Source organism: Amycolatopsis ultiminotia (assembly GCF_039536925.1).
Taxonomy (GTDB): domain Bacteria; phylum Actinomycetota; class Actinomycetes; order Mycobacteriales; family Pseudonocardiaceae; genus Amycolatopsis; species Amycolatopsis ultiminotia.
This window is the reverse complement of the sequence record NZ_BAAAZN010000004.1, coordinates 440,265-462,764: the sequence shown is the minus strand read 5'-3', so window position 1 is coordinate 462,764 and position 22,500 is coordinate 440,265. Positions and strand designations below refer to the sequence as shown.

At 70.7% G+C, this 22,500-nt stretch carries 23 protein-coding genes; 7 read left to right on the top strand and 16 right to left on the bottom strand.

Going from position 1 to position 22,500, the window contains the following annotated elements:
* Positions 1-12 precede the first annotated feature (12 nt).
* The 4 genes from ABD793_RS12620 to ABD793_RS12605 all read right to left on the bottom strand — a co-directional run bounded on the left by ABD793_RS12620 (position 13) and on the right by ABD793_RS12605 (position 4,495).
* Complete coding sequence (locus tag ABD793_RS12620; protein ID WP_344858998.1) at positions 13-810, bottom strand: TIGR02569 family protein; 798 nt, start codon at positions 808-810, stop codon at positions 13-15.
* Between the two features lie 138 nt (positions 811-948).
* A complete protein-coding gene (gene moeZ / locus ABD793_RS12615; protein WP_344858996.1) occupies positions 949-2,130 on the bottom strand; it encodes an adenylyltransferase/sulfurtransferase MoeZ in 1,182 nt (393 codons plus the stop codon).
* A gap of 112 nt (positions 2,131-2,242) precedes the next feature.
* Entirely contained in the window at positions 2,243-3,418 is a 1,176-nt protein-coding gene (locus ABD793_RS12610) for a DUF3152 domain-containing protein (protein ID WP_344859239.1), read from the bottom strand.
* A 78-nt stretch (positions 3,419-3,496) separates the two neighbouring features.
* Positions 3,497-4,495: an alpha/beta fold hydrolase gene (locus ABD793_RS12605; RefSeq protein ID WP_344858994.1), complete on the bottom strand. Its 999-nt coding sequence runs from the start codon at positions 4,493-4,495 to the stop codon at positions 3,497-3,499.
* A gap of 109 nt (positions 4,496-4,604) precedes the next feature.
* Between ABD793_RS12605 and ABD793_RS12600 the strand changes: the two genes are divergently transcribed.
* Complete coding sequence (locus tag ABD793_RS12600; protein WP_344858992.1) at positions 4,605-5,231, top strand: TetR/AcrR family transcriptional regulator; 627 nt, start codon at positions 4,605-4,607, stop codon at positions 5,229-5,231.
* 6 nt (positions 5,232-5,237) lie between these two features.
* Positions 5,238-5,948, top strand: coding sequence for an alpha/beta fold hydrolase (locus ABD793_RS12595; RefSeq protein ID WP_344858990.1), 711 nt, complete (start codon positions 5,238-5,240; stop codon positions 5,946-5,948).
* Between the two features lie 3 nt (positions 5,949-5,951).
* On the opposite strand, the gene ABD793_RS12590 is transcribed toward ABD793_RS12595, so the two are convergent.
* Both ABD793_RS12590 and ABD793_RS12585 read right to left on the bottom strand, forming a co-directional pair.
* Positions 5,952-6,863 (bottom strand): alpha/beta fold hydrolase, encoded by a 912-nt coding sequence (locus ABD793_RS12590; RefSeq protein ID WP_344858988.1) that lies wholly within the window; start codon positions 6,861-6,863, stop codon positions 5,952-5,954.
* The gene (locus ABD793_RS12585) at positions 6,860-7,768 is read right to left on the bottom strand and encodes an AurF N-oxygenase family protein (protein ID WP_344858986.1); all 909 of its coding nucleotides are present in this window, start codon (positions 7,766-7,768) and stop codon (positions 6,860-6,862) included. Before ABD793_RS12585 ends, ABD793_RS12590 begins: the two co-directional genes overlap by 4 nt.
* Positions 7,769-7,855: 87 nt before the next feature.
* Between ABD793_RS12585 and ABD793_RS12580 the strand changes: the two genes are divergently transcribed.
* Positions 7,856-8,650 (top strand): TetR/AcrR family transcriptional regulator, encoded by a 795-nt coding sequence (locus ABD793_RS12580; RefSeq protein ID WP_344858984.1) that lies wholly within the window; start codon positions 7,856-7,858, stop codon positions 8,648-8,650.
* A gap of 13 nt (positions 8,651-8,663) precedes the next feature.
* The gene (locus tag ABD793_RS12575) at positions 8,664-8,990 is read left to right on the top strand and encodes a DUF4873 domain-containing protein (RefSeq protein WP_344858982.1); all 327 of its coding nucleotides are present in this window, start codon (positions 8,664-8,666) and stop codon (positions 8,988-8,990) included.
* 58 nt (positions 8,991-9,048) lie between these two features.
* Here the strand turns inward: ABD793_RS12575 and ABD793_RS12570 are convergent, their stop codons facing one another.
* On the bottom strand, positions 9,049-9,279 hold the full coding sequence (locus ABD793_RS12570; RefSeq protein WP_344858980.1) for a DUF3107 domain-containing protein: 231 nt from the start codon (positions 9,277-9,279) through the stop codon (positions 9,049-9,051).
* A gap of 104 nt (positions 9,280-9,383) precedes the next feature.
* On the bottom strand, positions 9,384-10,046 hold the full coding sequence (locus tag ABD793_RS12565) for a ferritin-like fold-containing protein (RefSeq protein ID WP_344858978.1): 663 nt from the start codon (positions 10,044-10,046) through the stop codon (positions 9,384-9,386).
* 501 nt (positions 10,047-10,547) lie between these two features.
* Between ABD793_RS12565 and ABD793_RS12560 the strand changes: the two genes are divergently transcribed.
* Both ABD793_RS12560 and ABD793_RS12555 read left to right on the top strand, forming a co-directional pair.
* Entirely contained in the window at positions 10,548-12,143 is a 1,596-nt protein-coding gene (locus ABD793_RS12560; RefSeq protein WP_344859236.1) for a DEAD/DEAH box helicase, read from the top strand.
* Between the two features lie 722 nt (positions 12,144-12,865).
* Positions 12,866-14,191, top strand: coding sequence for an Rv3212 family protein (locus ABD793_RS12555; protein ID WP_425548689.1), 1,326 nt, complete (start codon positions 12,866-12,868; stop codon positions 14,189-14,191).
* Between the two features lie 50 nt (positions 14,192-14,241).
* Here ABD793_RS12555 and ABD793_RS12550 read toward each other — a convergent pair whose 3' ends face one another.
* The 6 genes from ABD793_RS12550 to ABD793_RS12525 all read right to left on the bottom strand — a co-directional run bounded on the left by ABD793_RS12550 (position 14,242) and on the right by ABD793_RS12525 (position 18,553).
* Positions 14,242-14,460 carry a hypothetical protein gene (locus ABD793_RS12550; RefSeq protein WP_344858974.1) on the bottom strand — a complete coding sequence of 73 codons (219 nt, stop codon included), beginning with the start codon at positions 14,458-14,460 and terminating at the stop codon, positions 14,242-14,244.
* Between the two features lie 853 nt (positions 14,461-15,313).
* Positions 15,314-16,174, bottom strand: a complete 861-nt coding sequence (locus ABD793_RS12545; RefSeq protein ID WP_344858972.1) for a RecB family exonuclease — start codon at positions 16,172-16,174, stop codon at positions 15,314-15,316.
* 82 nt (positions 16,175-16,256) lie between these two features.
* Complete coding sequence (locus tag ABD793_RS12540) at positions 16,257-16,886, bottom strand: MarC family protein (RefSeq protein WP_344858970.1); 630 nt, start codon at positions 16,884-16,886, stop codon at positions 16,257-16,259.
* A gap of 1 nt (position 16,887) precedes the next feature.
* The gene (locus tag ABD793_RS12535) at positions 16,888-17,751 is read right to left on the bottom strand and encodes a PHP domain-containing protein (protein ID WP_425548688.1); all 864 of its coding nucleotides are present in this window, start codon (positions 17,749-17,751) and stop codon (positions 16,888-16,890) included.
* 58 nt (positions 17,752-17,809) lie between these two features.
* Positions 17,810-18,370 (bottom strand): PH domain-containing protein, encoded by a 561-nt coding sequence (locus tag ABD793_RS12530; RefSeq protein WP_344858966.1) that lies wholly within the window; start codon positions 18,368-18,370, stop codon positions 17,810-17,812.
* Positions 18,371-18,391: 21 nt separating this feature from the next.
* A complete protein-coding gene (locus tag ABD793_RS12525; protein WP_344858964.1) occupies positions 18,392-18,553 on the bottom strand; it encodes a hypothetical protein in 162 nt (53 codons plus the stop codon).
* 181 nt (positions 18,554-18,734) lie between these two features.
* On the opposite strand from ABD793_RS12525, the gene ABD793_RS12520 reads away from it, so the two are divergent.
* On the top strand, positions 18,735-19,136 hold the full coding sequence (locus tag ABD793_RS12520) for an NUDIX hydrolase (RefSeq protein WP_344858961.1): 402 nt from the start codon (positions 18,735-18,737) through the stop codon (positions 19,134-19,136).
* Positions 19,137-20,714: 1,578 nt separating this feature from the next.
* On the opposite strand, the gene ABD793_RS12515 is transcribed toward ABD793_RS12520, so the two are convergent.
* Positions 20,715-21,833, bottom strand: coding sequence for a DUF2332 domain-containing protein (locus ABD793_RS12515; protein WP_425548699.1), 1,119 nt, complete (start codon positions 21,831-21,833; stop codon positions 20,715-20,717).
* 34 nt (positions 21,834-21,867) lie between these two features.
* Positions 21,868-22,371 carry a MaoC family dehydratase gene (locus tag ABD793_RS12510; protein ID WP_344858957.1) on the bottom strand — a complete coding sequence of 168 codons (504 nt, stop codon included), beginning with the start codon at positions 22,369-22,371 and terminating at the stop codon, positions 21,868-21,870.
* Positions 22,372-22,500: the final 129 nt, after the last annotated feature.

The following is a 22,500-nucleotide window of genomic DNA, read 5'->3' as shown; positions in this document are numbered from 1 at the left end:
GGGGGTGAGCGCTCAGAGGACCGCGCTGACCTCACGGGCCGCGCCGCGCAGGCCGTCCAGCGCGGCGCCGGTGAAGCGCGGACTGAGTGCGTTGCCCGCCAACCGGAACAACACCGCGCGCAACAGCAGCTGCGGCCATTCCGGCAGATGCGCCCACCGTTCCAGCAGCGCACCGGTGGCGCCGCCCCAGGCGAGCGCGTCCACCGCGGCAACCGCCGCACCCCATTCGCCCGGCCGGTAGTACGGGACGAAATCGACGACGCCGGGGGCCGCGTCGCCGTCGAAGAGCAGCCCGGCCAGCAGTTCGCCGTGCGCCACCTGATCCGGGAGTTTCACCGGCCGCCGCGCGGGCGCGAGGATTTCGAACCAGCGGCCGCCCTTCTCTTCCGGCAGCGGCCGGTCCAGTTCCTCCCACGCGATGCGGTCGGCCACCGCGTCCACGTCGTCCCTGGCGGCAAGGAAATCCGGTCGCGGCAGATCGGCGGTCGCCCGGTGCAGCCGGACCGCAGCCAGCACCGCCTCCTCGCAGCGGTGCTCGGTGCTGCCCGCCACGTACCGCCACGCCGACCAGTCGCCGACGATCCACCGGCCGTCCAGTGACCGCACCGGTTTGGCGATCCGCAGGCCCGGGTCTTCGGCGTAGTCCAGCGCCCGCGCCGTCCACAGCGCACGAGACCGGTCGGTGACCGGTTTGAACACCAGGTCGCCGCACCGCCATACCGCGGAATCCGGCACCGGCGAAACCGGGTCCGGTGCGCCGCCGAAAGCGGCGCGGACCCGGTCGGAAGGCCGTTCAAGAGTGGACCGCACGAGGCAAGACGGTACCGGCCCGGCGCACCACCATCACGAAGACGCGCTGGTCATCGGCGGTTTTTCGGCCACCGACACAGGAGAAGGGCCGCTCGGCGGACGAAACGCCGCCGAAGGGCCCTTCCCCGGCCGATCTGCTCAGTACGTGGGCAGGCTCGGATCGATCTGCCGGGCCCAGGCCAGCACGCCGCCACCGAGGTGCGTGGCGTCCTTGAAACCGGCCGCGTGCAATGCCGCCAGCGCCTCCGCCGACCGCGCACCCGACTTGCAGTGCAGCACGATCGGCTTGTCCTGCGGCAGCTCGGCCAGTGCCTCGCCGGACAGGATCCGGTCCTTCGGGATCAGCGTGGCGCCCTTGATGTTCACGATCTCGTACTCGTGCGGCTCGCGGACGTCGATCAGCGCGAAGTCGTCGCCCCGGTCGAACTTGGCCTTGAGCTCCGCCGGGGTGAGGGTACTGCCCGACGCGGCCTCGGTGGCCTCGTCCGAGACCACCCCGCAGAACGCCTCGTAGTCGATCAGCTCGGTGATCTTCGGCGTCTCCGGGTCCTTGCGGATCTTGACCTCGCGGTAGCGCATCTCCAGTGCGTCGTAGCTGATCAGCCTGCCGAGCAGCGGGTCGCCGATGCCGGTGATGAGCTTGATCGCCTCGGTCACCATGATCGAGCCGATGGACGCGCACAGCACACCGAGCACGCCACCCTCCGCGCAGGAGGGAACCATGCCGGGAGGCGGCGGCTCCGGGTAGAGGTCGCGGTAGTTCAGGCCCCTGCCGTTCGGCGCGTCCTCCCAGAAGACGCTGACCTGGCCCTCGAACCGGAAGATCGAACCCCACACGTACGGCTTGCCCAGCAGCACCGCGGCATCGTTGACCAGGTACCGCGTGGCGAAGTTGTCGGTACCGTCCAGGATGAGGTCGTACTGGCCGAAGATGTCCAGTGCGTTCGCCGACTCGAGCCGTTCGGTGTGCAGGTGCACCTTGACGAACGGGTTGATCTCCGCGATCGACTCCTGCGCCGAGGCGGCTTTGAGCTTGCCCACGTCGGACTGCCCGTGGATCACCTGGCGCTGCAGATTCGACTCGTCGACCACGTCGAAGTCGATGATCCCCAGCGTGCCCACACCGGCCGCGGCGAGGTACAGCAGGGCCGGACTGCCCAGCCCGCCGGCCCCGATCACCAGGACCTTCGCGTTCTTCAACCGCTTCTGCCCCGCCACCCCGACATCCGGGATGATCAGGTGCCTGCTGTACCGGGACACCTCTTCCTTGGTGAGCTCGGCAGCCGGCTCCACGAGCGGCGGCAGTGCCGTGTCTGACATCGGGTCCTCCATACTCGCGCGGATCGCGTAGTCAATCCCAGTACCCACAACGCACGCTGGCAAGGTGTGCTTCCCGACGTCCGGATGGTGGGACGAGGGTTGCTTTGTTCGGTTACTGCGCGGGCGGCGTGGGATCCGGCCAGGCGTTCGGCTCGCACACCCGGTGGTCGGCGGCCACCTTGCCCTTGTCCCCGCCGGGGATGTCGTTGAGCATCGCCACGTAATCGTCGGCCACGCCGAACGACTGCTGCATCATCACCGGCGCCGGTTTGCCGTTGCCGGGGCAGCCGACGTGGTGGTTGCCCAGCGCGTGGCCGACCTCGTGGTTGATCGCGTACTGCCGGTAGCCGGTCATGTCCGCGCCGTAGGCCTTCGCACCACGCACCCAGCGGGCCAGGTTGATCAGCACCCGGTCCATGCTGCTGCGGTAGCAGGAGGCCTCGAACTTGATCTGGAACCCGCACGCGTCGGCCCGGTGCGTGGTGTTCGGCGAGGTGAGGCTCACCCGGAAACTCGGGTCCGGGTAACTCGAGTCGACCCGCTGCAGCCGGAGTTCGCCGTTCCAGGTCCAGCTCCGCGGATCCGAGAGGATGCCCTGTACCGCGGAGGCGAAGCCGTCGTCCCCGGCGTAGCTGGCCGGATCCACCCCGTCCTCGACCTCGACGGTGTAGGTGAACAGCTTCCCGCTCTTGCCGATGACCGGACCGGACCCCGGCACCACGTGCCAGGTGCCCTTGCCCGCCTGGGTGAACGGACCGCCGGTGGGCAGGTCCGCGGTGGGCACGTTGACGTTCGCGGGCTGCGCCGGGTTCTCCGGAACACCCCCGCCGCTGTCGATGCCGCCGACCGCGGAATCACCGACCGCGGCCTCCCCCGCACCGGACGCGGACCCGGGTTCGGGTGGGCTGCCTGCCGTGTTCACCACGACCAGCACGGTGATCACCATCAGGATCGGCAGCGCGTACACGCGCCAGCCGTAGGTCTTCACGAACCGGCCGAGCCTGGCTTTCCCGGACGTCGGGGGCTTGCGCCGCGGGGGCCGCTGCTCGCCCTCGTGCGGCTGCCACGACGCCTTCAGCGGTTCCGCGCTGGTGCGCCGTGAGCCGGGGCGGTAGCGGTCCTCGCCGACCCGCTGCGCGGGACGTTTCGACGGGCGGAACTGGCCGACCCGCGGGGAGCCGGTGTCGGTGAGCGACGAGTCCCGCGCGGAAGAGGTGGACCGCCGGGCCGACCCGGCGGCCGAAGCCCGCCGGTCGTGCGCTCGTGCGTCCTGCTCCAGCCGGTCCACCGATCCAGGGTCCCACACCCGCACCGGGATCCCGTCGGCGACTGGCGGGCCGTCCGGCTCGGCACTCACCCGGCCGGGTTACCAACTGCCCTGGTCCGCACCCTCCCACAGGCCCAGTACCGCCTTGGCCACCACATTCGGCCGTTCCATCTGTGCCACGTGCCCCGTCCGGGGCAGGACGAGCAACCGGGCACGCGGGAGCAACCGGGCGGTCCGCGGCGCACGGCGGACCGAGATCACCCGATCGTGAATGCCCCATACGACCAGCGAGGGCACCCGCACCCTGGTCGCGACCGACCACAGTGACTCCCCGCCGAACGCGCTCCACCGGCGGAAGATGCCGAACGTGCTGCGCTCCATCGCGTGCGCTGCCCAGGCGAACCCGGCCCGCGCGCTGTGCTCGGCGGTCAGCTCGTCCAGCTTGGCGTCGGGAAACCTCGTCGGGTCGTGGAAGCACAGCTTGATCACCTGGGCGGCGCGCTCACGCGCGGTCAGCGCGGCCATCCGGCGGCGGACCCCGGCACCGACCACCGGCAGGTACGCCAGTGCCATCAGCGGATCGGACAGCCGGCGCGGGTCCGGCCGCCGGTCCGGCATGGCAGGCGAGATCAGCGTGAGCGTCTTGACCAGCTCCGGCCTGCTCGCGGCGACGAGCAGCGCGACCGCCCCGCCCATCGAGTTGCCGAGCAGGTGCACCGGCCCGGTGCCGAGCCCCGCGACGTAACGGGCGACCACCTCGGCGTGGTCGTCGAGGCCGAACCGGAAGCCGGGGTCCGGCTCGGAAAACCCGAACCCGGGCAGGTCCAGCGCCCGGCCGGCGGCGGCCGGGGACAGCAGCGCGGCGAGATCGGTCCAGTTGGTGGACGATCCGCCGAGCCCGTGCACGTACACCGCGGTGGTGCCGTCCGGACCGGGAGTGCGCCGCACGTGCAGTGCTGCGCCGCCGGCTTCCTCGACCGCACCGGGCCAGGGTGGCAGCGCCGGGTCGAGCGGCGGCAGGGGCGTGGTCGACAATGGCACCCGGGTCACCGGCGGGCGGACCGCCGCGGCCGCGGTGCGGGAGGTCGTGGTCGTCACGGATCCAGAATGCCTGACCCTTGGCATTTCGGGCGTACCGGCGGGTAATGTCGGATCGGCTGCACGCGGTGGCGACCCGCCCGGGTGAACGCCGCGGACGGGAGGAAACATGACGGAGATGGCGCGACTGCAAGGGCGAGGCGTACGGCTGCCCCGTACCGAACGCCGCGCCCAGCTGCTCGCGGCCGCGCAGCGGGTCTTCGCCGACAACGGCTACCACGCGGCGGCGATGGACGAGATCGCCGAGGAGGCCGGGGTCAGCAAGCCGGTGCTCTACCAGCACTTCCCCGGTAAGCTGGACCTCTACATCGCGCTGCTGGAAAGCCACGTCGACGACCTGGTCGGCCGGGTGCAGGGCGCGCTGGACTCCACCACCGACAACCGGCAGCGGGTGCCGGCGACAGTGGGCGCGTTCTTCGACTTCGTGAAGAACGACGTGGGTGCCTTCCGCATGGTGTTCGAATCCGATCTTCGCGGCGAGCCGTCCGTGCAGGAGGCAGTCGACCGCGCCACTTCGGCGAGCGTCGAGGCGATCACCGAGACCATCACCTCCGACGCCGGGCTCGACGAGGGCAAGGCCCGGCTGCTCGCGGTCGGCCTGGTCGGCATGAGCCAGGTGAGCGCCCGTTACTGGCTGCAGCACAACCAGTCGATGAGCCGGGAGGAAGCGGTCGCGCTGACCGCGAACCTCGCCTGGCGCGGCATCGGCGGTGGATTCCCGCTCAAGGACGGCTGAGCCACCGTGCCGGCCACCGCCGGACCCGGCGCCGCAGGGCCGGTCGTTGCCGTTCCGGGCACGCTGTGTGCACCGGAGATCTTCGCCCCGCTCGCCGCCGCGCTGCCGGCGGATCTCGACGCAGTGGACTGGATGACCGCACCGGGGCCGTGGCGGATCGAGGACGTCGCGGAGTCGGTCGCCCGCCGGATCGAGGACCGCGGCGAACCGGTCACGCTGATCGGGCATTCCACCGGCGGCTGCATCGCCGCCCGGGTCGCGGCCGTCCGGCCCGATCTGGTTTCCGCTCTGCTGTTGGCCAACACCGGCGCGCACATGCGTGGGCACGGGGACGTCGACCGGATCCTCGCCACCATCGCCGCGGACTGGGGACCGGCACTGCACGCCGCCGTGCTCGACCGGTCGTTCGCCACGCCGGTACCGCCGGACCTGCGCACCCGGCTACTCGCCTACGCGGCACGGGTATCCCCGGCCGCCGCACTGGAAGTGCTCACCAGTCAACGGGATCTGGACCTCACGCCGAAGCTGGATTCGGTCACCTGCCCGGCCGTCGTGCTGCACGGCAGGCACGACCGCGCCCGCTCCGTCGCCGACGCGCAGTACCTCGCCGAGCGGCTGCCGAACTGCGAACTGACCGTGGTGGAAACGGGACACACGCCGATCTGGGAGGACGTGCCGAGCACCGTCGCGGCACTGGACCGGCTGCGGACGAGGTGACCCTCAGCGCGCGACCGCCGTGCGAAGCAGCGCACCGATCCGCAGAGCCACCTCCGCCGCACGTTCCTGCGGCAGCATGTGCCCCGCGCCCGGATAGCGGACGAACTCGGCATCCGGCAGTTCGTCGGCTATCACCTTGGCATGCGGCAACGGGCAGAGCCGGTCCTTCTCCCCGGCCAGCACCACTGCCGGGGTACCGCGCAGCATCGCGAGCGCCACCCGCCGGTCGTGGGTGGAAATCGCGTCCTGGAACGCGCCGAGGCTCGCCGGATGCGCGCACAGCAGCTGATCGGCCACGACCCGCAGGTCGGCCTGCCGGGGCCGGTCACCGAACACCAGGAACCGGGCACCGGAGCGGACCATCGCCGGGCTGAGCGGCAACCGGTCGCCCTTGCGGTGTGCCAGTGCCTTCGCCAACCGCCGCTCGAACCGCGCGGAGAACTGACCGGCCATCCCCGGCAGCCCCAGCGTGATCCGGTCCATCTGCCCGGACGACGTCGCGACGAACGCGACCCCGGCCACGCGCGTGGCCACCAGCTCCGGATGCCGTTCGGCGAGGGCCATCACGGTCATCCCGCCCATCGAATGTCCGGCCAGCACGAGCGGTCCGGCCGGAACCCGGTCCGCGATCAGCTCGGCGAGGTCGTCGGCGAGCTGCGGGATGGTCGCCGTGCCGCCGAGGGCGGGTGCGGAACCGCCGTGCCCGCGCAGGTCGTAGCGCAGCACCCGGACCCCGGGGCCGAGCCGCGAGACGACGCCGTCCCAGGTGCGCAGGTCCTGCGTCCAGCCGTGCACGAGTACCAACGTGACCTCGGCGTCGGCCGGGCCGCTCAGTTCGAAGTGCAGTGCACAGCCGTCACCGGTCACGAAGCGGTGCGCCGTTGCCGGATTCCGCAGGTGCGCAACGGTGCTCACGCCGCCTCCGGAAGCAGGAAAGACTTGCGCCAGAAGTACTTCCCCGGCAGTCCGACCAGGCCGGACTCCTGCAGGAAGGGCATGATCTTCTCGCCCGCCCACGCGATCGTGGCGCGCCAGTTCGGATTGTTCAACGCGGCCTCCACCCCTTCCCGCGGGCGGATGCCGACCGCCTTGTAGACGTTCGGGTTGATGAACGCCCGCGTCACGAAGTACGAGATCAGCGCAATGATGAACTGCTGGTAGGCGATCTCCGGCTTGCGCAGCTTCGCCATCCCGCGGGTGACCTCCTCACGGGCGAAGGTGACGTGCCGCGCCTCCTCCAGCACGTGGATCCGGTTGACCATGCGGACCAGCGGCTGGACCCGCTCGTCGATCATCTGCTCGCGCTGCAGCCGGTCGAGCACCTCCTCGGCGACCAGGATCGCGCCGTAGCGGGCCGGGCCGTAGGAGATCGCCGGCATCAGCTTCGCGAACTGCCGCAGCACCGGCACCGGACCGTAGGCGGGGCAGCCGATCCGCGCGGACATCCGGGCGAACATGGTGGAGTGCCGGCATTCGTCGGCGATCTCGGTGAGCGCGAACTGTGCGTGCGCCGAGGTCGGGTCCTCCTCGTAGACCTCCTTGAGCAGCATCTGCATCAGGAGGATCTCGAACCACAGCCCGGTGGTCGCGACGCTGGCCACCTCGTGCTTGCCCAGTTCGATGCGCTGCTCGGGGGTGAGCCGGTCCCACAGCGGCGTGCCGTACAGCGACGAACGCTCGGGCAGGATGTAGTTTTTGCCCTCGACCAGCGGGGCGTCCCAGTCGATGTCCACATCCGGGTCGTAGAACTTGTTCGCCGCGGACTTCAGCAGCCGCTGCGCCGTGCGTTCCCGATCGGTTCCGTCGAGTGCCCGCGTCATCGTGCAGCTCCTTCCAGCGCCTGACTCATCGTCGAATCCCGGATGCCGGTCAACCTGTAACCCCTGGTAACAGTTACCTCTGGTAGCATGACCCGGGTGATCGACCGTGTCAAGCGCTCCAGCAAGCAGCCCGGCAAGCAGTCCGTGTCCGCGAAGAGCACCGAGGCCGCGACCGGGGACGCCCGCCGCGACCGATGGCGCAAGCACCGGATCGCGCGCCGCGCGGAGTTCGTCGAAGCCGCCCTGCGGGCACTCGACGAACACGGCCCCGACCTCGGCATGGAGGACGTCGCGGCGGAGGCAGGCGTCACGAAACCCGTGCTGTACCGGCACTTCGACGACAAGGCCGATCTGTACGTCGCACTCGGCCAGCGGGGCACCGAGATCCTGTTCCAGCGGCTGATCCCGGCGATCAACGCGGAACTCGCCCCGGTGCCGCGGATCCGGATGGCACTCGACGCGTTCTTCACCGTGATCGAGGAGCACCCGAACCTCTACCGCCTGCTCGCCCGCGGCGGCGTGCCGGAGAAAGTGGCCGAATCCGACGTCGTCGCCGAGGACAAGGAGGTCATCGCCACCGCGCTGACCGCACTGCTCGGCGACTACATGCGGATGTTCAACATGGACTCCGGCGCCGCCGAACCGTGGGCGCACGGCATCGTCGGCATGGTCCAGAGCACCGGTGAATGGTGGCTGGACCGCCGGTCGATGGGCCGGGATTCGGTGGTCGAGTACCTCACGCAGATCATCTGGGCGGCCATCGACGGGCTCACCCGCCAGCAGGGCGTGGTGATCGATCCGAACCTGCCGCTGGAGGAGAACCGGGTCGTCCAGCTCGGACGCACCGAGGAACGCACCGACGCCGACAGCGATGCCGGCTGACGAGAGGACCGCGATGAGCGAGCACGACGAGGACGGCTACGCCGGTCCCGCGACCCTGGTGGTCGACGACGTGGCACTGCCGGTGGAACTCGAGCTGCGCGGGCATTTCCAGCCGATCGACGGCTACTACCACTGGTACGGCCGGATCGCCGTGGACGCCGCACTCGCCGAACTGGTGGGCGGACGCAAGAAGGCCTGCGAGGTCAAGGTGGGTGCGCAGAGCGCCGCAGGCGAGGTGTCCGATCCGGATCCGTGGGGCCGGTACCGGATCACCGGCACCTCGACCCCGCCGTTCACCGTGCCGAAGACGCTGGAAGAGGTCGAGGCGGCCACCGCCTGAACCCCGGACGCAAAAAGGCCGCCCCACTCGTCGTGGGGCGGCCTTTCTCGGGCGTGGCTCAGTCGCCGACGCCGAACCCGACCTTGCGCACGTCGGACGGCGCGATCTCGACGTAAGCGATCCGGTCGACCGGGACGAGGTACTTGCGGCCCTTGTCGTCGTCGAGGCGGAAGAGCTTGTCCCCGGCCGCCCACGCTTCGGCGACCAGCTTCTCCACCTCTTCGGGAGTCTGGCCACTGGACACCACCAGCTCGCGTGGTGTGTCCTTGATGCCGATCTTGACCTCCACGTGGGACCTCCGCTGGAAATTCGTTGTGATTACGCCTGGCAAGGCTAGCCGAAGCACTGCCGCGCGGTGGCGCGCGACCAGGGGTTGACCCGGTGACACGCGCGTCAGCCGAGCCCGAGCGCCTGCATCCGCTTGGTGTGCCCTTGTTGCAACCGGCGAAACAGCGCGCCGATTCCCGACAGGTCACCGGTGCCGTTGACGATCAGCTCGGCCAGTCCGTCGCGCTCGGCCACCACGTACTGGGCCTGGGTGAGTGCCTCGCCGAGCAGCCGCCTGCCCCACAGCGCGAGCTTGTCCCTGGTCTTGGGAGCGGCCTTGATACCGGCCGCGACTTCGCGTTCGGCGAACGCGGAATGCCCGGTGTCCGCGAGCACGGTGAGCACCAGTTCCTTCGTCTCCGGGTCCAGCCAGCTGGCGATCTCGCGGTACAGGTCGGCCGCCAGCCCGTCGCCGACGTAGGCCTTGACCAGCGACTCCAGCCAGGACTTCGGCGGGGTGGAGGCGTGCCACGCGTCCACCTGCGCGACGAACGGGTGCATCGCCTCCTCCACCGCCACCCCGTGCGCGGACAGGTGCGCCGACAGCAGGTCGTAGTGCCCGATTTCGGCCGCGGCCATCGAGGCCAGCGCGGCACGGCCGGACAGCGTCGGCGCGCTGCGGGCGTCCTCGGCCATCCGGTCGAAGGCGGACAGTTCGAGGTAGGCGATCACGCCGAGCAGGTCGACGATGCCTTCGCTGATCTCGGGGTGCGCGGGGAGCTCGGTCACGGCGACGAGGGTATCGCCGAATCCCTGGCCGACGCCGGGGAGAGACCGATCCCACGCCACCTCCGCCCGCCCAGTACTGTGGAAAAACTCCTGAACAGCTACACTGCGGACGGATAACCAGAGCTTCCCCGCTCCGGATCGGAAATCGATCGGTGCGGCGGGGAACCCGGCGGACGACCGGCGCCACGAGAGCGCCCGGGGTTCGTCACAAGTGTGCGTGCACGCCTCTCAGCGGCATTCCTGGGCGGGCGGTTCCGCCGCCACCGGCCTCCATTGCCGAGGCCACGGTCTTCGCGAAGGCCAGGGTGCGCCGGTGCGGACCAGGCCCCCGGTCGAGTGTCGAGTGACAACCGGCAGTGCGCGCTGGTCACGAGAGAGGCGATCACCCTGACCGCAGAACAGTCCACAACCGAACTGACCACCCCCGCCGTCGAGCTGGAGCACAGTGAGAAGGGCCCGGCGGCCCTCGACACGTCGCATCCGCTGCAGGCAGGCGCGCCGGTGACCCCCGAGGCACCCGCGTTCGCCGATTTCGGCATCAAGCCGGAGATCGTGCGGGCGCTGGCCGAGGCAGGCATCGAGCGCACCTTCGCCATCCAGGCGCTCACCCTGCCACTGGCCATGGCGGGCGACGACCTCATCGGACAGGCCCGCACCGGCATGGGCAAGACGCTCGGCTTCGGCGTCCCGCTGCTGCACCGGGTGCAGGTGCCCGGCGACGGCACCCCGCAGGTGCTCGTCGTCGTGCCGACCCGCGAGCTGTGCATCCAGGTGGCGAACGACCTCAAGGGCGCGGGCAAGCACCTCGGCATCCGGACGCTGGCGATCTACGGCGGGCGGCCCTACGAGCCGCAGATCGAGGCGCTGCGCAAGGGCGTCGACGTCGTGATCGGCACCCCCGGCCGGCTGCTCGACCTGGCCGAACAGCAGCACCTCGTGCTCGGCAAGGTCCGCGGGCTGGTGCTCGACGAGGCGGACGAGATGCTCGACCTCGGCTTCCTTCCCGACATCGAGCGGATCCTGCGGATGGTGCCGGACGAGCGGCAGACCATGCTGTTCTCCGCCACGATGCCGGGCCCGATCATCACCCTGGCCCGCACGTTCCTGAACCAGCCGACGCACATCCGCGCCGAGGAGAACGACGCGAGCGCGATCCACGAGCGCACCACCCAGTTCGTCTACCGGGCGCACTCGATGGACAAGCCGGAGCTGATCGCGCGGGCGCTGCAGGCCGACGGCCGCGGGCTCACGATGATCTTCAGCCGCACCAAGCGCACCGCGCAGAAGATCGCGGACGACATGGTGGAGCGCGGTTTCGCGGCCGCGGCCGTGCACGGTGACCTCGGACAGGGCGCGCGCGAGCAGGCGCTGCGGGCGTTCCGTTCCGGCAAGGTCGACGTGCTGGTGGCCACCGACGTGGCGGCCCGCGGCATCGACATCGACGACGTCACGCACGTGATCAACTACCAGTGCCCGGAGGACGAGAAGACCTACGTGCACCGGATCGGCCGGACCGGCCGGGCCGGGCGCACCGGCGTCGCGATCACCCTCGTCGACTGGGACGAGGAACCGCGCTGGAAGCTGATCTCCGACACCCTCGGCCTGGACATGCCGGAGCCGGTGGAGACGTACTCGTCCTCGCCGCACCTGTACAGCGACCTGGGCATCCCGGAGGGCACGAAGGGCAGGCTGCCGCTGTCGAAGCGGACCCGTGCCGGCCTGTCCGCCGAGGTGGAAGAAGACCTCGGCGGCAAGCGCCGTCCCCGCCGTGGGGCCGCGGCCGAGACCACGGACGACGCGCCGCGCAAGCGCAACCGCACCCCGCGCAAGCGCACCAGGGGCGCCCGCACCGGCGCGACCACCACCGAGGCGACGTCGACCGAGCCGAACTCCGAGCCCACCGGCGAGGACCGCCCGTCCCGCAGCCGCCGCCGCACCCGGTCCGGCTCGGACTCGACCGGCCCGGCAGGTTCGGCGGGTTCGGCAGGTTCGGCCACGTCGAGCGAGGCCGGCGAAACCGCCGCCGAACGCCCCGCGCGCCGCCGCCGTCGCCGCCGCCCGTCGGCGACATCTGATACACCTGCGTCGGCAGACTGAGCAACGCACGCGGGGAGTCAGGCACGGTGAACGACCACGGGGACGGCGCCGACCACCAGGCACCGGCCGAGCCCGGATCGACCGCAGCGGACACCCCGCACAACCCGGACCTACCGCCTGCACCGGACACCCCTGGCGAGCCGGGCAGGCCCGTCCAACCCGGCTCCCCGGGCGAGCCACAGCTTTCCGGCGAACCACCGGGTCCGGGCGAGCCACCGGTCCCGCAGGGTCCGGCTGAGCGGCAAGATCCGGGCGAGCCACCGGTCCCGCAGGGTCCGGCTGAGCGGCAGGATTCGGCTGAGCCGCGCGTTCCTGCTGGGCCACGGGTCCCGACTGGACCGCAGGAGCCCGTAAGTCAGACCGAAGACCCGGCTGCACCGCAGGTTCCGACCGAGGACCCGGCTGCACCGCAGGTTCCGACCGAGCCGCAGGCCGCTGCAGACCAGGTCGGCAACCCCGCGGCACCACAGGTCCCGGCCAAACCGCAGGACCCCACAGACCAGACCGGCGGCCCCGTGGCACCGCAGGTTCCGACCGGGCCGCGGGTTCCGCAAGATGCGGCAAGCCTGACTGGGCTGCGTGGTTCGGCTGCTGAGTCGGACGGCACCGGGACCGCGACACCAGTCGGTGGCCCGGCGCGGTCCGCTGGGCCAGACGACACCGGGTCATCGAGCCCGAACGATCTGCCCGCTGCAGTGGAATCGTCGGCTGCCGGTGACGCGGTGGGGTCGGCGGACTCCGGCACCCCGGCCGGATCCCGGGTCGTCGCGTCGGCTGCCTACGGGTCCGAAGACCTCCCCCCGTCCTCCCGGGCCGCTGGACCGCCGCGGACAGCTCGGCGGTCGCCGTGGAATCGGCGGCGGGACTGGGCGGTCGTGGCCGTCATCGGGGTTCTCGTGGTGGCCTTGTCGGTGCTCGTGGCGGTCAAGAGCGACAACCTGCACACCAGTCGCGCACTGGCGGACACGCCGGCCGCGCTGCCGGAGCCGCCGGATGCGGTGCCCGGCGCCATGACACAGCTGTGGCAGGCACCCAGTTCGGCCACCCCGGTGCCGATCGGCCAGGACGACACGGTGACCACCGCGGACAACGGCGAAGTGGCCGGACGCGATCCGCTCACCGGGCAGATTCGCTGGCACTACACGCGAAACAACCTCCCACTGTGCACTGTGGACACTGCATGGGGCCGGGTCAACGCGGTCTACCACAAATCCGAGGGCTGCAGCGAGGTCACCCAGCTCAACCCGGCGACCGGCCAGATCACCGCGCAGCGCAACGGCGACGCCGAACTCGGCACCCGGCTGGTCAGCGACGGCACACACGTCACCACCACCGGCAAACACCTGCTCGACACCTGGCGCGACGACCTCGTGAAGAGCATGGAGTACGGCCAGGTCCCGTTTCCCCAGTACACCAACAAACAGCCCCGCCCCGGCTGCACCTACGGAACGGTCGCCGCGGCCGCGGAGAAGATCGGCGTAATCGAGCGGTGCCCGGACGATCCGCACGACCGGCTCACCGTCTACCGGGCGACCGGCGAACACGAGGACGAGCCGCCGGTCCTGTTCAGCACAGTGCTGGCAGGCTCGCACGCCCGTGTGGTGGCGATGTCCGGCGATCTGACCGCGGTACTGCTGCCGGAACAGAAACTGCTCGTCATCTTCGGCGCGGACGGCGCGCAGAAAACCGCCTACCCACTGGACCTCCCGGCGAGCGATCTCGCCGGTGACCCAACCGGCGGCACCGAGCAGGTCACCCGCACCTCGGACGCCGTCTACTGGTTCACCGGGACGAAGACGGTCGCGCTGTCCCGCGACGACCTGGCACCCCGGTGGACCCTCGACGGCACTGTCGGCCCTGGCATCACCTTCGCCGGACAGCTGGTGGTCCCGATCCACGGTGGACTGGCCGTGCTCAACGAAACCGACGGCAGCACCCTCCGCACGGTCGGCGTCGACCGCGGCGGTTACTCCGGCCCGGTCCGGCTCACCGCGCTCGGCCCGGTCCTGCTGGAACAACGCGGACCGGTGGTCGCGGCACTGCGCTGAGCACGCTCAGCCCCGCGGCTTCTCCCCCGCGACCGGTGCCACGTTCGGCCTCAGGCCCACCAGAACACAGTCAGCGCAACGATCGCGACCACCAGCACACCGCACCCGGCAAGCCCGGCAACCCGCCCGTACCGCCGATCCGCGACCCGCTGCAGCAGCAACGCCACCACAGCCGCGACCGGATGCCCCACCAGCATCGAAACCCCGGGCCCCGGCACACCGGTGACGACGCAGGCCACCCCGACACCCAGCACCCCGACCGCCAGCACAGCCAGCCCCGCAGCAACCGACCCGGTAAACCCCCGCCACCACCGCCCGCCCGGTTTCCGAACCCCACCAGCCCCGACCCGCTGAGACCGAGCCACCCCCACCGAACCGGGCCGCCCGGCTCCATCCACCCGGCGAGCTCCACCTGCCGAACCGACCCCGCCAGCCGCACCCGCCAGAACACCCTCGCCACCCCGGCCGGCCTCACCGGCCGAACCAGCACCATCATCCCAGCCAGCCGCACCACCCCGGCCAGGCTCAGCCTCACCGACCCGGCCAGCCTCACCGGCCGAACCAGCACCACCATCCCAGCCAGCCGCACCACCCCGGCCAGGCTCAGCCTCACCACCCCGGCCAACCACGCCTGCCGAGCCAGCCTCACCACCAGCCGGACCAATCTCACCGACCCGGTCAGCCGCTCCAACCGAACCGGCACCAACCCGGCCAGCCGCATCGGCCCAGTCAACGTCACCAACCGAACCAGGCTCGCCAATCCGCCCGGCACCATCGACCACGCGAGCCTCGCCAACGCGACCAACCCGGCCAGCCGCACCAACCCGACCAACCTCATCTGCCGAACCGGCACCAACTCGGCCAGCCGCGTCGGCCCGGCCGGTGTCGCCGACCCGGCCAACCTCACCAACCGAACCAGCACCAATTCCGCCAGCCGCATCAGCCCAGCCAGCGTCGCCAACCGAACCGGCGTCAGCCGTCCGGCCGGCTGCATCCGTCTGCGGGGCCTCGGCCGGTTCCGGTTGTGTTTCCACCGCCGGCGGGTCGGCGGGGGCGGGGACGGCTGCCAGTGCCTCGGTGTCGGGTGACGCCACGGTGTTCGGGTCCAATCGTCGCGGGTGGCTAGGGCGCGAGCAGGTCCCAAGGCTGTGTGGCCGGGCCGACCTGCCTGCCCACGGCGCAGCTCGGGCGGAAGTCGCACCAGGAGCAGCGGCGCTCGGGACGGGCGGGGAACAGCGCATCGCCGTCGCCGCCTGCCTCCAGGGTATCCGTCGCGAGCCGCAGATCCGTGGCGGTCTGCTCGGCGCGTTCCAGGTGCCGCCGCAGGGTTTCCGGGGTGTGCTCGGCCGCCGCGACCGTGCCGCTGGGCAGGTGGTGCAGCTCGACTTTGGTGCACGGCATCCGCAACGTGCGGGCCGACGCGACCGCGTACATCGCCAGCGCCTGCGACGCCCGCGCCTCGTGCTCGTCGGGCGCCCGCCGTCCGGTTTTGTAGTCCACCACCACGAGTTCACCCGCACGCTGGTCGATCCGGTCGGCCCTGCCCTCGATGATCATCGAGGGCAGGGCGCCGGACGTGCTGACCGGTGCGGACACCCACCGCTCGAGACCCACCGGATCGTCGCTCACGTCCTGGTCCTCGACGTACTCCGCGACCCATCCCTTTGCCCGAGCCCGGTACCGCGCGGCCTGTTCGTCGTCGGCGAATCCGGCGTCCTTCCAGTGCTCGCCGACGAGCGCCATCGCCCGTTGCGGCGTGCGCTTGGCCACCGGCAGATCGAAGAGCGCGCGCAAGGCGTTGTGCACCACCGCGCCGAGGGTGCTGTGCGCCCACGGCCCGGTGCGCTGCGGCGGCGGCCGGTCGACGTAGGTCAACCGGTACCGGCGCGGACAGTCGTCGAACGTGCTCAGCCGCGCAGGCGACACCTTGGTGAGCCGCTGCGGCTGTTCGACCCCGAAGTCGAATCCCAGCTGTTCCTTCACGCCACCCCCGTTCGGTCCGCGTTCCACGCTACGCACCACCACCGACACTTTCCGGAGCGGGGCGGCGCGGATCGGGCCCGGTCTAACCGGCGCCGGAGATGAAGCCCTTGACCGAGTTCGCCACGAGTTCCACGGCGATCGCGGCCAGCAGCAGACCGGCGATCTTGGCCAGCAACGTGATGCCGCTTTCCTTGATCAGCCGGATCACCACGCCGGAGAACCGCATGCACGTGTAGAGCACGAAGTGCACGGCCACGATCGCGAGACCGAGCGCGATGTAGGCGCCGAGGTGACCGTCGGCCTGGCGGACGAACACGATGGTCGCCGCGATCGCGCCGGGACCGGCGAGCAGCGGCGTACCGAGCGGGACCAACGCGACGTTGACGTCCTCGGTCGCCTCCGGTTCGCCGCCTTCCTTACCGGTGAGCAGCTGCAGTGCGATGAGCAGCAGGAGCAGCCCGCCCGCACCCTGCAACGCGGGGATGCCGATGCCGAGATAGGCGAGAATCGCCTGCCCCGCCACCGCGAACAGGGTGATGACCAGCAGCGACACCAGCACCGCCTGCCGCGCCGCCTTCACCCGCACGGCCATCGGCTTGCGTCCGACGAGGCTCAGGAACACCGGCACCGTGCCGGGCGGGTCCATGATGACCACCAACGTGATGGTGGCGCTCATGAAGAGCTTCGCGTCGAACAGGTCCGAGATCGCCATCTCAGCCCTTCACGATCTGGAATCCGCTCGCCCGCCCGAGCAGCTCCTCGAACTGGTCCGGTTCGGTCGTCTCCTGGCCGAGCGCGATCGTCTTGTTCGTGCCGTGGTAGTCGCTCGAACCGGTGCGGACGAGACCGAGCTCGGCTGCCAGCGCACGGGTGCGCACCCTGGTGGCCGGATCGTGGTTCGGATGGTCGGTCTCGACGCCGGTGAGCCCGTGGCGCGCCAGGTCGCGCAGGACGTCCTCGCTGATCGTGGCGCCCCGGCTGTAGGCGAACGGATGCGCGATCACGGTGACCCCGCCGGCCGCCGTGATCATGTCGATGGCGTCGGTGACCGGGGTGTCGCGGCGCGCCACGTAGTACCCGCGACGGCTGCTCAGGTAGTCCGCGAACGCCTCGTCGACCGAGCCGACGAGGCCGGCGCGCACGAGCGCCTGCGCCAGGTGCGGCCGCCCGGCCGGGGAATCGGCAGGCAGCAGGCCCATGATCTCGTCGGCGTCCACCGGCAGGCCGTCCGCGGCCATCCGGTCGGCCATCGCGCGCAGCCGGGTGCGCCGTTCGGCGCGCAGCCGGGTCTGCTCGGCCACGAGCGCGGGTGCGGTCGGATCGAACAGGTAGGCCAGCAGGTGCACGCTGATCTGGCGGCCGGTGTCCGGGTCGACCGACATCGTGGACAGCTCCGCGCCCGGGACGAGGGTGAGACCGGCAGGTAGCGCGTCGGCCGCGAGCGGCCAGCCCGCGGTCGTGTCGTGGTCGGTGATCGCGACGACGTCAAGACCGGCGCGCGCCGCGGCCTCGACGAGCTCGGCCGGGCTGTCGGTACCGTCGGAGGCCGTGGAATGGGCGTGCAGATCGATGCGCATCAGACCCATTCTCGACGATGCGCCTGCCCGCACTGCCCCCGGTACCTGGGAAGACGGGTCAGCCGACCAGCTTCTTGCCGCGTGCCGCGCGCTGCGCCTTGATCATCGAGAACCGCTCGGCCTGCTTCTGCTTGTCGCCGAACACGAGCTCGGAGATCGTGTCGTAGAACTCCTCCGGCCGCGGCAGGTAGTCGATGCGGTTGAGCGCCTGGATCTGCCCCGCGGACTCGACGACCATCGTGCCGTAGCCGAGCATCCGGCCCCAGGCCGAACGCTGGTAAGTCAGGTCGGTGACCTTGCTGATCGGCATCATCAGCACCTTGGTGGTGAAGACACCGGTGGTCATCACGAACCGTTTGTCGGTGACGACCAGCCGCTCGACCCACCACTCGACGACCACGTAGGCGAACCGCAGCACGACCACCAGCGCGACGTACCACAGGATGTTCTGCACGACCCACATCGACGGTGGGAGCAGATACGAGACGAGGACACAGACGGCCAGCAGTGCCGCCGCTTCGAAGGTGTCCCACAACAGCACGGACCAGTGCCGGCGGATCCGGATGACCCGCCGTTCGGTGTCGAGGAGGTACTCGTCGGGGTCGCGTGGCGCGAACATGGGTCCAGGGTATCCCCGGCGTCAGCTGAACACGTTGCTGACGAACGTGATCACCGATTCGGCCGAACTGCGGAGGAAGTCGACGACGTTGCCGACGAGTCCCGCGGCCTGGCCCGGCTGGGCGATCACGAAGAACAGCACCAACGCGATACCCACGAGACCCGCAAGCTTCTTCGCGTTCACAGCGATCAATCCCGTCTCTTACGTGGCACCCGAAAACTGACTTTCTACGTTGTACCGCACCGGACCACGCGCGCGGGAGCAATGTCCCGCGCATGGGTCAGCAAGGCGCTCGAAGTGTACCGTACGGCTACTCTCCGTGTACAGGTTCCTTCGGGTTTGCGGGGTGGGTACCGTCACGGTCGTGACACCCCGCGAACGCTGCGTCGGCGGCATTGTGTTCGACGACCTGGGCAGACTGTTGCTCATCCAGCGCGGACACGACCCCGGCAAGGGCCTGTGGTCACTCCCCGGCGGCCGGGTGGAACCGGGTGAAACGGACAGCGAAGCGGTGGTCCGGGAGCTGCGTGAAGAGACCGGCCTTGACGTGACTCCGCACACATTGACCGGCACCGTCGTCCGTGGCCACTACGACATCCACGACTACGAATGCACCATTCTGTCCGGCACGCTCACCGCAGGCGACGACGCCGCCGACGCCCGCTGGGTCGACTCGACCGAACTGGTCGCATGGGACGCCGCGGGCCACCTGACAGACCACCTGTTCGTGACACTGCGTGACTGGGGTGCCTTACCCCGAAGCTGAGCACCCGGCACCATTTCCGGATAGGGGTCGGTTGCATTCGTGAATCGCAAGCCGCGCGGCCACACGGAGGATTGCGCTAATCGGCCGAGTGAGCACGGAAAATGCGGGGAGGCGGTATTCGCTATCACCACATGCGCATACGACTCCGCCCCGGCGAGCCCGGTACGAGGCGGACCCGAGTGTGACTGATGGGGTGAATGTGACACAGGTGACAGAGTGTGCCGGACACCCCCGTAACACCCGCGACCCCGCCGACCCGGCTTCGGGGTCACCCCTCCGACGCCCCAGGTTCGCGATCGGCTGCGACCCTCGACAGCCGGGTTCGGGGTCGGGTTCGGGTGCTGGTTCGGGATCGGGGTCGGGTTCGGGTGCTGGTTCGGGATCGCGATCGGGGTCGGGACCGGGCTCGGCGGACCCGACAGCCGACGCAGCTCAGCTGCGCGGCCGGCACCCCCGGCGGCGAGCACCAGGACGCCGCACCGACCGCCCGACCCGGCCGGACGTCCGGAAGCCGACAGTCCGCCGGGAACCCGAGGACCCGACCAGCAGCCGGGAGAGCGACCGACCACGCGGCCCACGCCCGCCCCGACCGGGCAAGGCCAGCCACACGCTCCACGCACGAGAGCCTCCCCCGGGGCAAGGCCAGCCACGCAGACAAGGCCAGCCTCGCAGGACAGGGCCAGTCACGACGGACGGGGCCACTCACGACTGGCAGGGCCGGTCGCGAGAGCCAGGGCCGGTCGCGACTGGCAGGGCCGGTCGCGACTGGCAGGGCCGGTCGCGAGAGGCAGGGCCGGTCGCGAGAGGCAGGGCCGGTCGCGAGAGGCAGGGCCGGTCGCGAGAGGCAGGGCCGGTCGCGAGAGGCAGGGCCGGTCGCGAGAGGCAGGGCCGATCACCCGGCGCACGCCCAGCCGCCCAGCCGCCCAGCCGCCCAGCCGCCCAGCCGCCCAGCCGCCCAGCCGCCCAGCCGCCCAGCCGCCCAGCCGCCCAGCCGCCCAGCCGCCCAGCCGCCCAGCCGCCCAGAGCAGAGTCAATCACCGGCACCCGGTCGACCGACGCACCCAGCCGACCGCGCCCAGGTCAACCACCCCAACTCTGGCACCGGCCATCGCGCCACCCGCTCACCGAGTCACCGGGCGCCCAGGCGCTAAGCCGCCACGCTGCCGAACCGCCCAGCCACGCAGTCGCCAGGTCACTCCGGGCGCCAAACCGCCCAGCCTCGGACACCGAGGCCGGACCGCCAGCCCGCCCAGCCGTCGGAGCCCGCAGCCATCCAACCGCCGAAGTAGCGGGTTCGACACGCACAACTCCGCGAGGGCAGGCCCTCAGCCCGACCGCCGGAACAGCGGGTTCAGCTCGCCGAACCGCCGGGGTCGCGGGTTCACGCCCAGCCGCCGGAATGGCGAGTTTCGGCCCGCCCACCGCCGGAACAGGCGCTCAGCCGCACAACCGCCGGGGCAGGCCCTCAGCCCAACCACCGGAACAGCGGATTCAGCCCGTCCAACCACCGGAGTAGCGGGTTCAGCCCACCCAGCCGACGGGGCGGTGCGGTCGGCCGCTTGGTTCGGGGTGGTGGGGTCAGGCTGGCAGCCAGGTCATCCGCTGGCCGTGTGGGGTGGTGCGGGCCAGTGCGCGGGCTGACGGCTTGCCCTGCTGCCACGTGGTCAGACCCAGCACTGCCTGGAGTGCCTGTCCCGGGGTGTCGGCGGGGGCCTCGGCCAGGTCGTGTCTGCCGGGCAGGACCAGTTCCAGTCCCGCTCGGTAGAACTCCTGGCTCACCCACCACACCGGGCGTTCCTCGGCCAGCCGGCCCAGCGCGGCGACGAAATCCGCGCGACGGTCGCCGAGGTAGGCCAGTGCGTGGCTGGTCAGCACGACCAGTGGCAGCTCCGCCGGCAGCGTCGCGGCCGTCGTGGCCAGGTCGTCGACCGCGTCGCCGGTGATCAGCGGTGGGGCGTGTTTGCGCTGCTCCGACGCGGCGGTGCGCAACATCCGGATCCGGTCCACCTGATCCGCCCAGACGCACGCCTCCAGCCAGGCCAGTTCGTCCTCGTCCGAGAGGTCCACCGGGGCCCGGTCCAGGCCGGCCCTGGCCGCGACGGCCACCTTCTTCGGCAGCTTCGGCAGCACGCCACCGGCAGCCAGATCCAGTGCACAGTGCAGGCCGACCGACGCCTTAGCCGGGCCTGCCACGAGCTGTTCGCCGCCGTCGCACTGGTAGCGGTAGGCGAACCGGTCGAGGCCCAGCAACAGGCCCGCGCTGCAGCCGACCTCCAGCAGGCCGATCTTGCCGCCCGCTTCCTTCGCCGCCGCGGCCACCGCGGGGTACACCAGTGCGGCCCGGCGGACCTCGTTCGTCTGTGTGTACCTCGTCGCGATCAAGTCCCTGGCCCGGTCCGCGCGGTCCAGCAGGAACGACCGGAACAGCGGCCAGGTCTCCCCGTCGACGCCGTCGAAACCACCCACCGACGGGTAGTACCGCGACAGCGGGTGGATCGGATCCGCCTGGATCAGCCGGTGTGCCACGGCCAGCAGCAGCGTGCCGCGGGCCTCTCCGCCGCGGGCCTCGGTGAGCAGGCCCGCAACGTCGTCGTCCTCGGCCGCGTGCGTGGCCAGGTGGTCATACAGCGGGGATACGCCGCGTGCCTCCACTTCGGCGAACGTCCGCAGGACCTGCTTGATCTTCTCCAGGGCGATGGCCACCCGTGCTCCTCTTTCCGCTGCGGGCCGGTCACTCGTGCGGCGTCGGACGGCCCGGCTGCTCCCCGCCGCGAGCCTGTCCGTAGGACTGCTTCGGCACCATCACCTTGCGCCGGAACGTGCACACGATCGTGCCGTCCTGTTTGTACCCACGGGTCTCCACGTACACCACCCCACGGTCGTCCTTGGACTTCGACGGGGTCTTGTCCAGCACCTCGGTCTCACCGTAGATGGTGTCGCCGTGGAACGTCGGCTTCACGTGCTTCAGCGACTCCACTTCAAGGTTCGCGATGGCTTTCCCCGACACGTCCGGCACCGACATGCCCAGCAACAGCGAGTAGATGTAGTTGCCGACCACCACGTTCTTGCCGAAGTCGGTGGTCTCGCCCGCGTAGTGCGCGTCGAGGTGCAGCGGGTGGTGGTTCATGGTCAGCAGGCAGAAGAGGTGGTCGTCGTATTCGGTGACCGTCTTGCCGGGCCAGTGCTTGTACACCGCACCGACCTCGAACTCCTCGTAGTATCGGCCGAATTGCACTCGTCCGCCTCCTGTCCCGGTAACACCTGACGAGCCAGGTGCGACATGCCTGCGTGGTGAGGAGTACCCTCGACCATCGGTGATCGTGGGTCAACGCGACCCCCGCCACTGTGCGCCTCTCGGGGTGCC

Excerpts from the sequence above, each read along its gene's own strand:
- moeZ (WP_344858996.1), bottom strand. The coding sequence starts at position 2,130 with ATGTCAGACACGGCACTGCCGCCGCTCGTGGAGCCGGCTGCCGAGCTC.
- ABD793_RS12600 (WP_344858992.1), top strand. The coding sequence starts at position 4,605 with ATGACGGAGATGGCGCGACTGCAAGGGCGAGGCGTACGGCTGCCCCGT.
- ABD793_RS12585 (WP_344858986.1), bottom strand. The coding sequence starts at position 7,768 with ATGACGCGGGCACTCGACGGAACCGATCGGGAACGCACGGCGCAGCGG.
- ABD793_RS12580 (WP_344858984.1), top strand. The coding sequence starts at position 7,856 with ATGACCCGGGTGATCGACCGTGTCAAGCGCTCCAGCAAGCAGCCCGGC.
- ABD793_RS12575 (WP_344858982.1), top strand. The coding sequence starts at position 8,664 with ATGAGCGAGCACGACGAGGACGGCTACGCCGGTCCCGCGACCCTGGTG.
- ABD793_RS12540 (WP_344858970.1), bottom strand. The coding sequence starts at position 16,886 with ATGGCGATCTCGGACCTGTTCGACGCGAAGCTCTTCATGAGCGCCACC.
- ABD793_RS12535 (WP_425548688.1), bottom strand. The coding sequence starts at position 17,751 with ATGCGCATCGATCTGCACGCCCATTCCACGGCCTCCGACGGTACCGAC.
- ABD793_RS12530 (WP_344858966.1), bottom strand. The coding sequence starts at position 18,370 with ATGTTCGCGCCACGCGACCCCGACGAGTACCTCCTCGACACCGAACGG.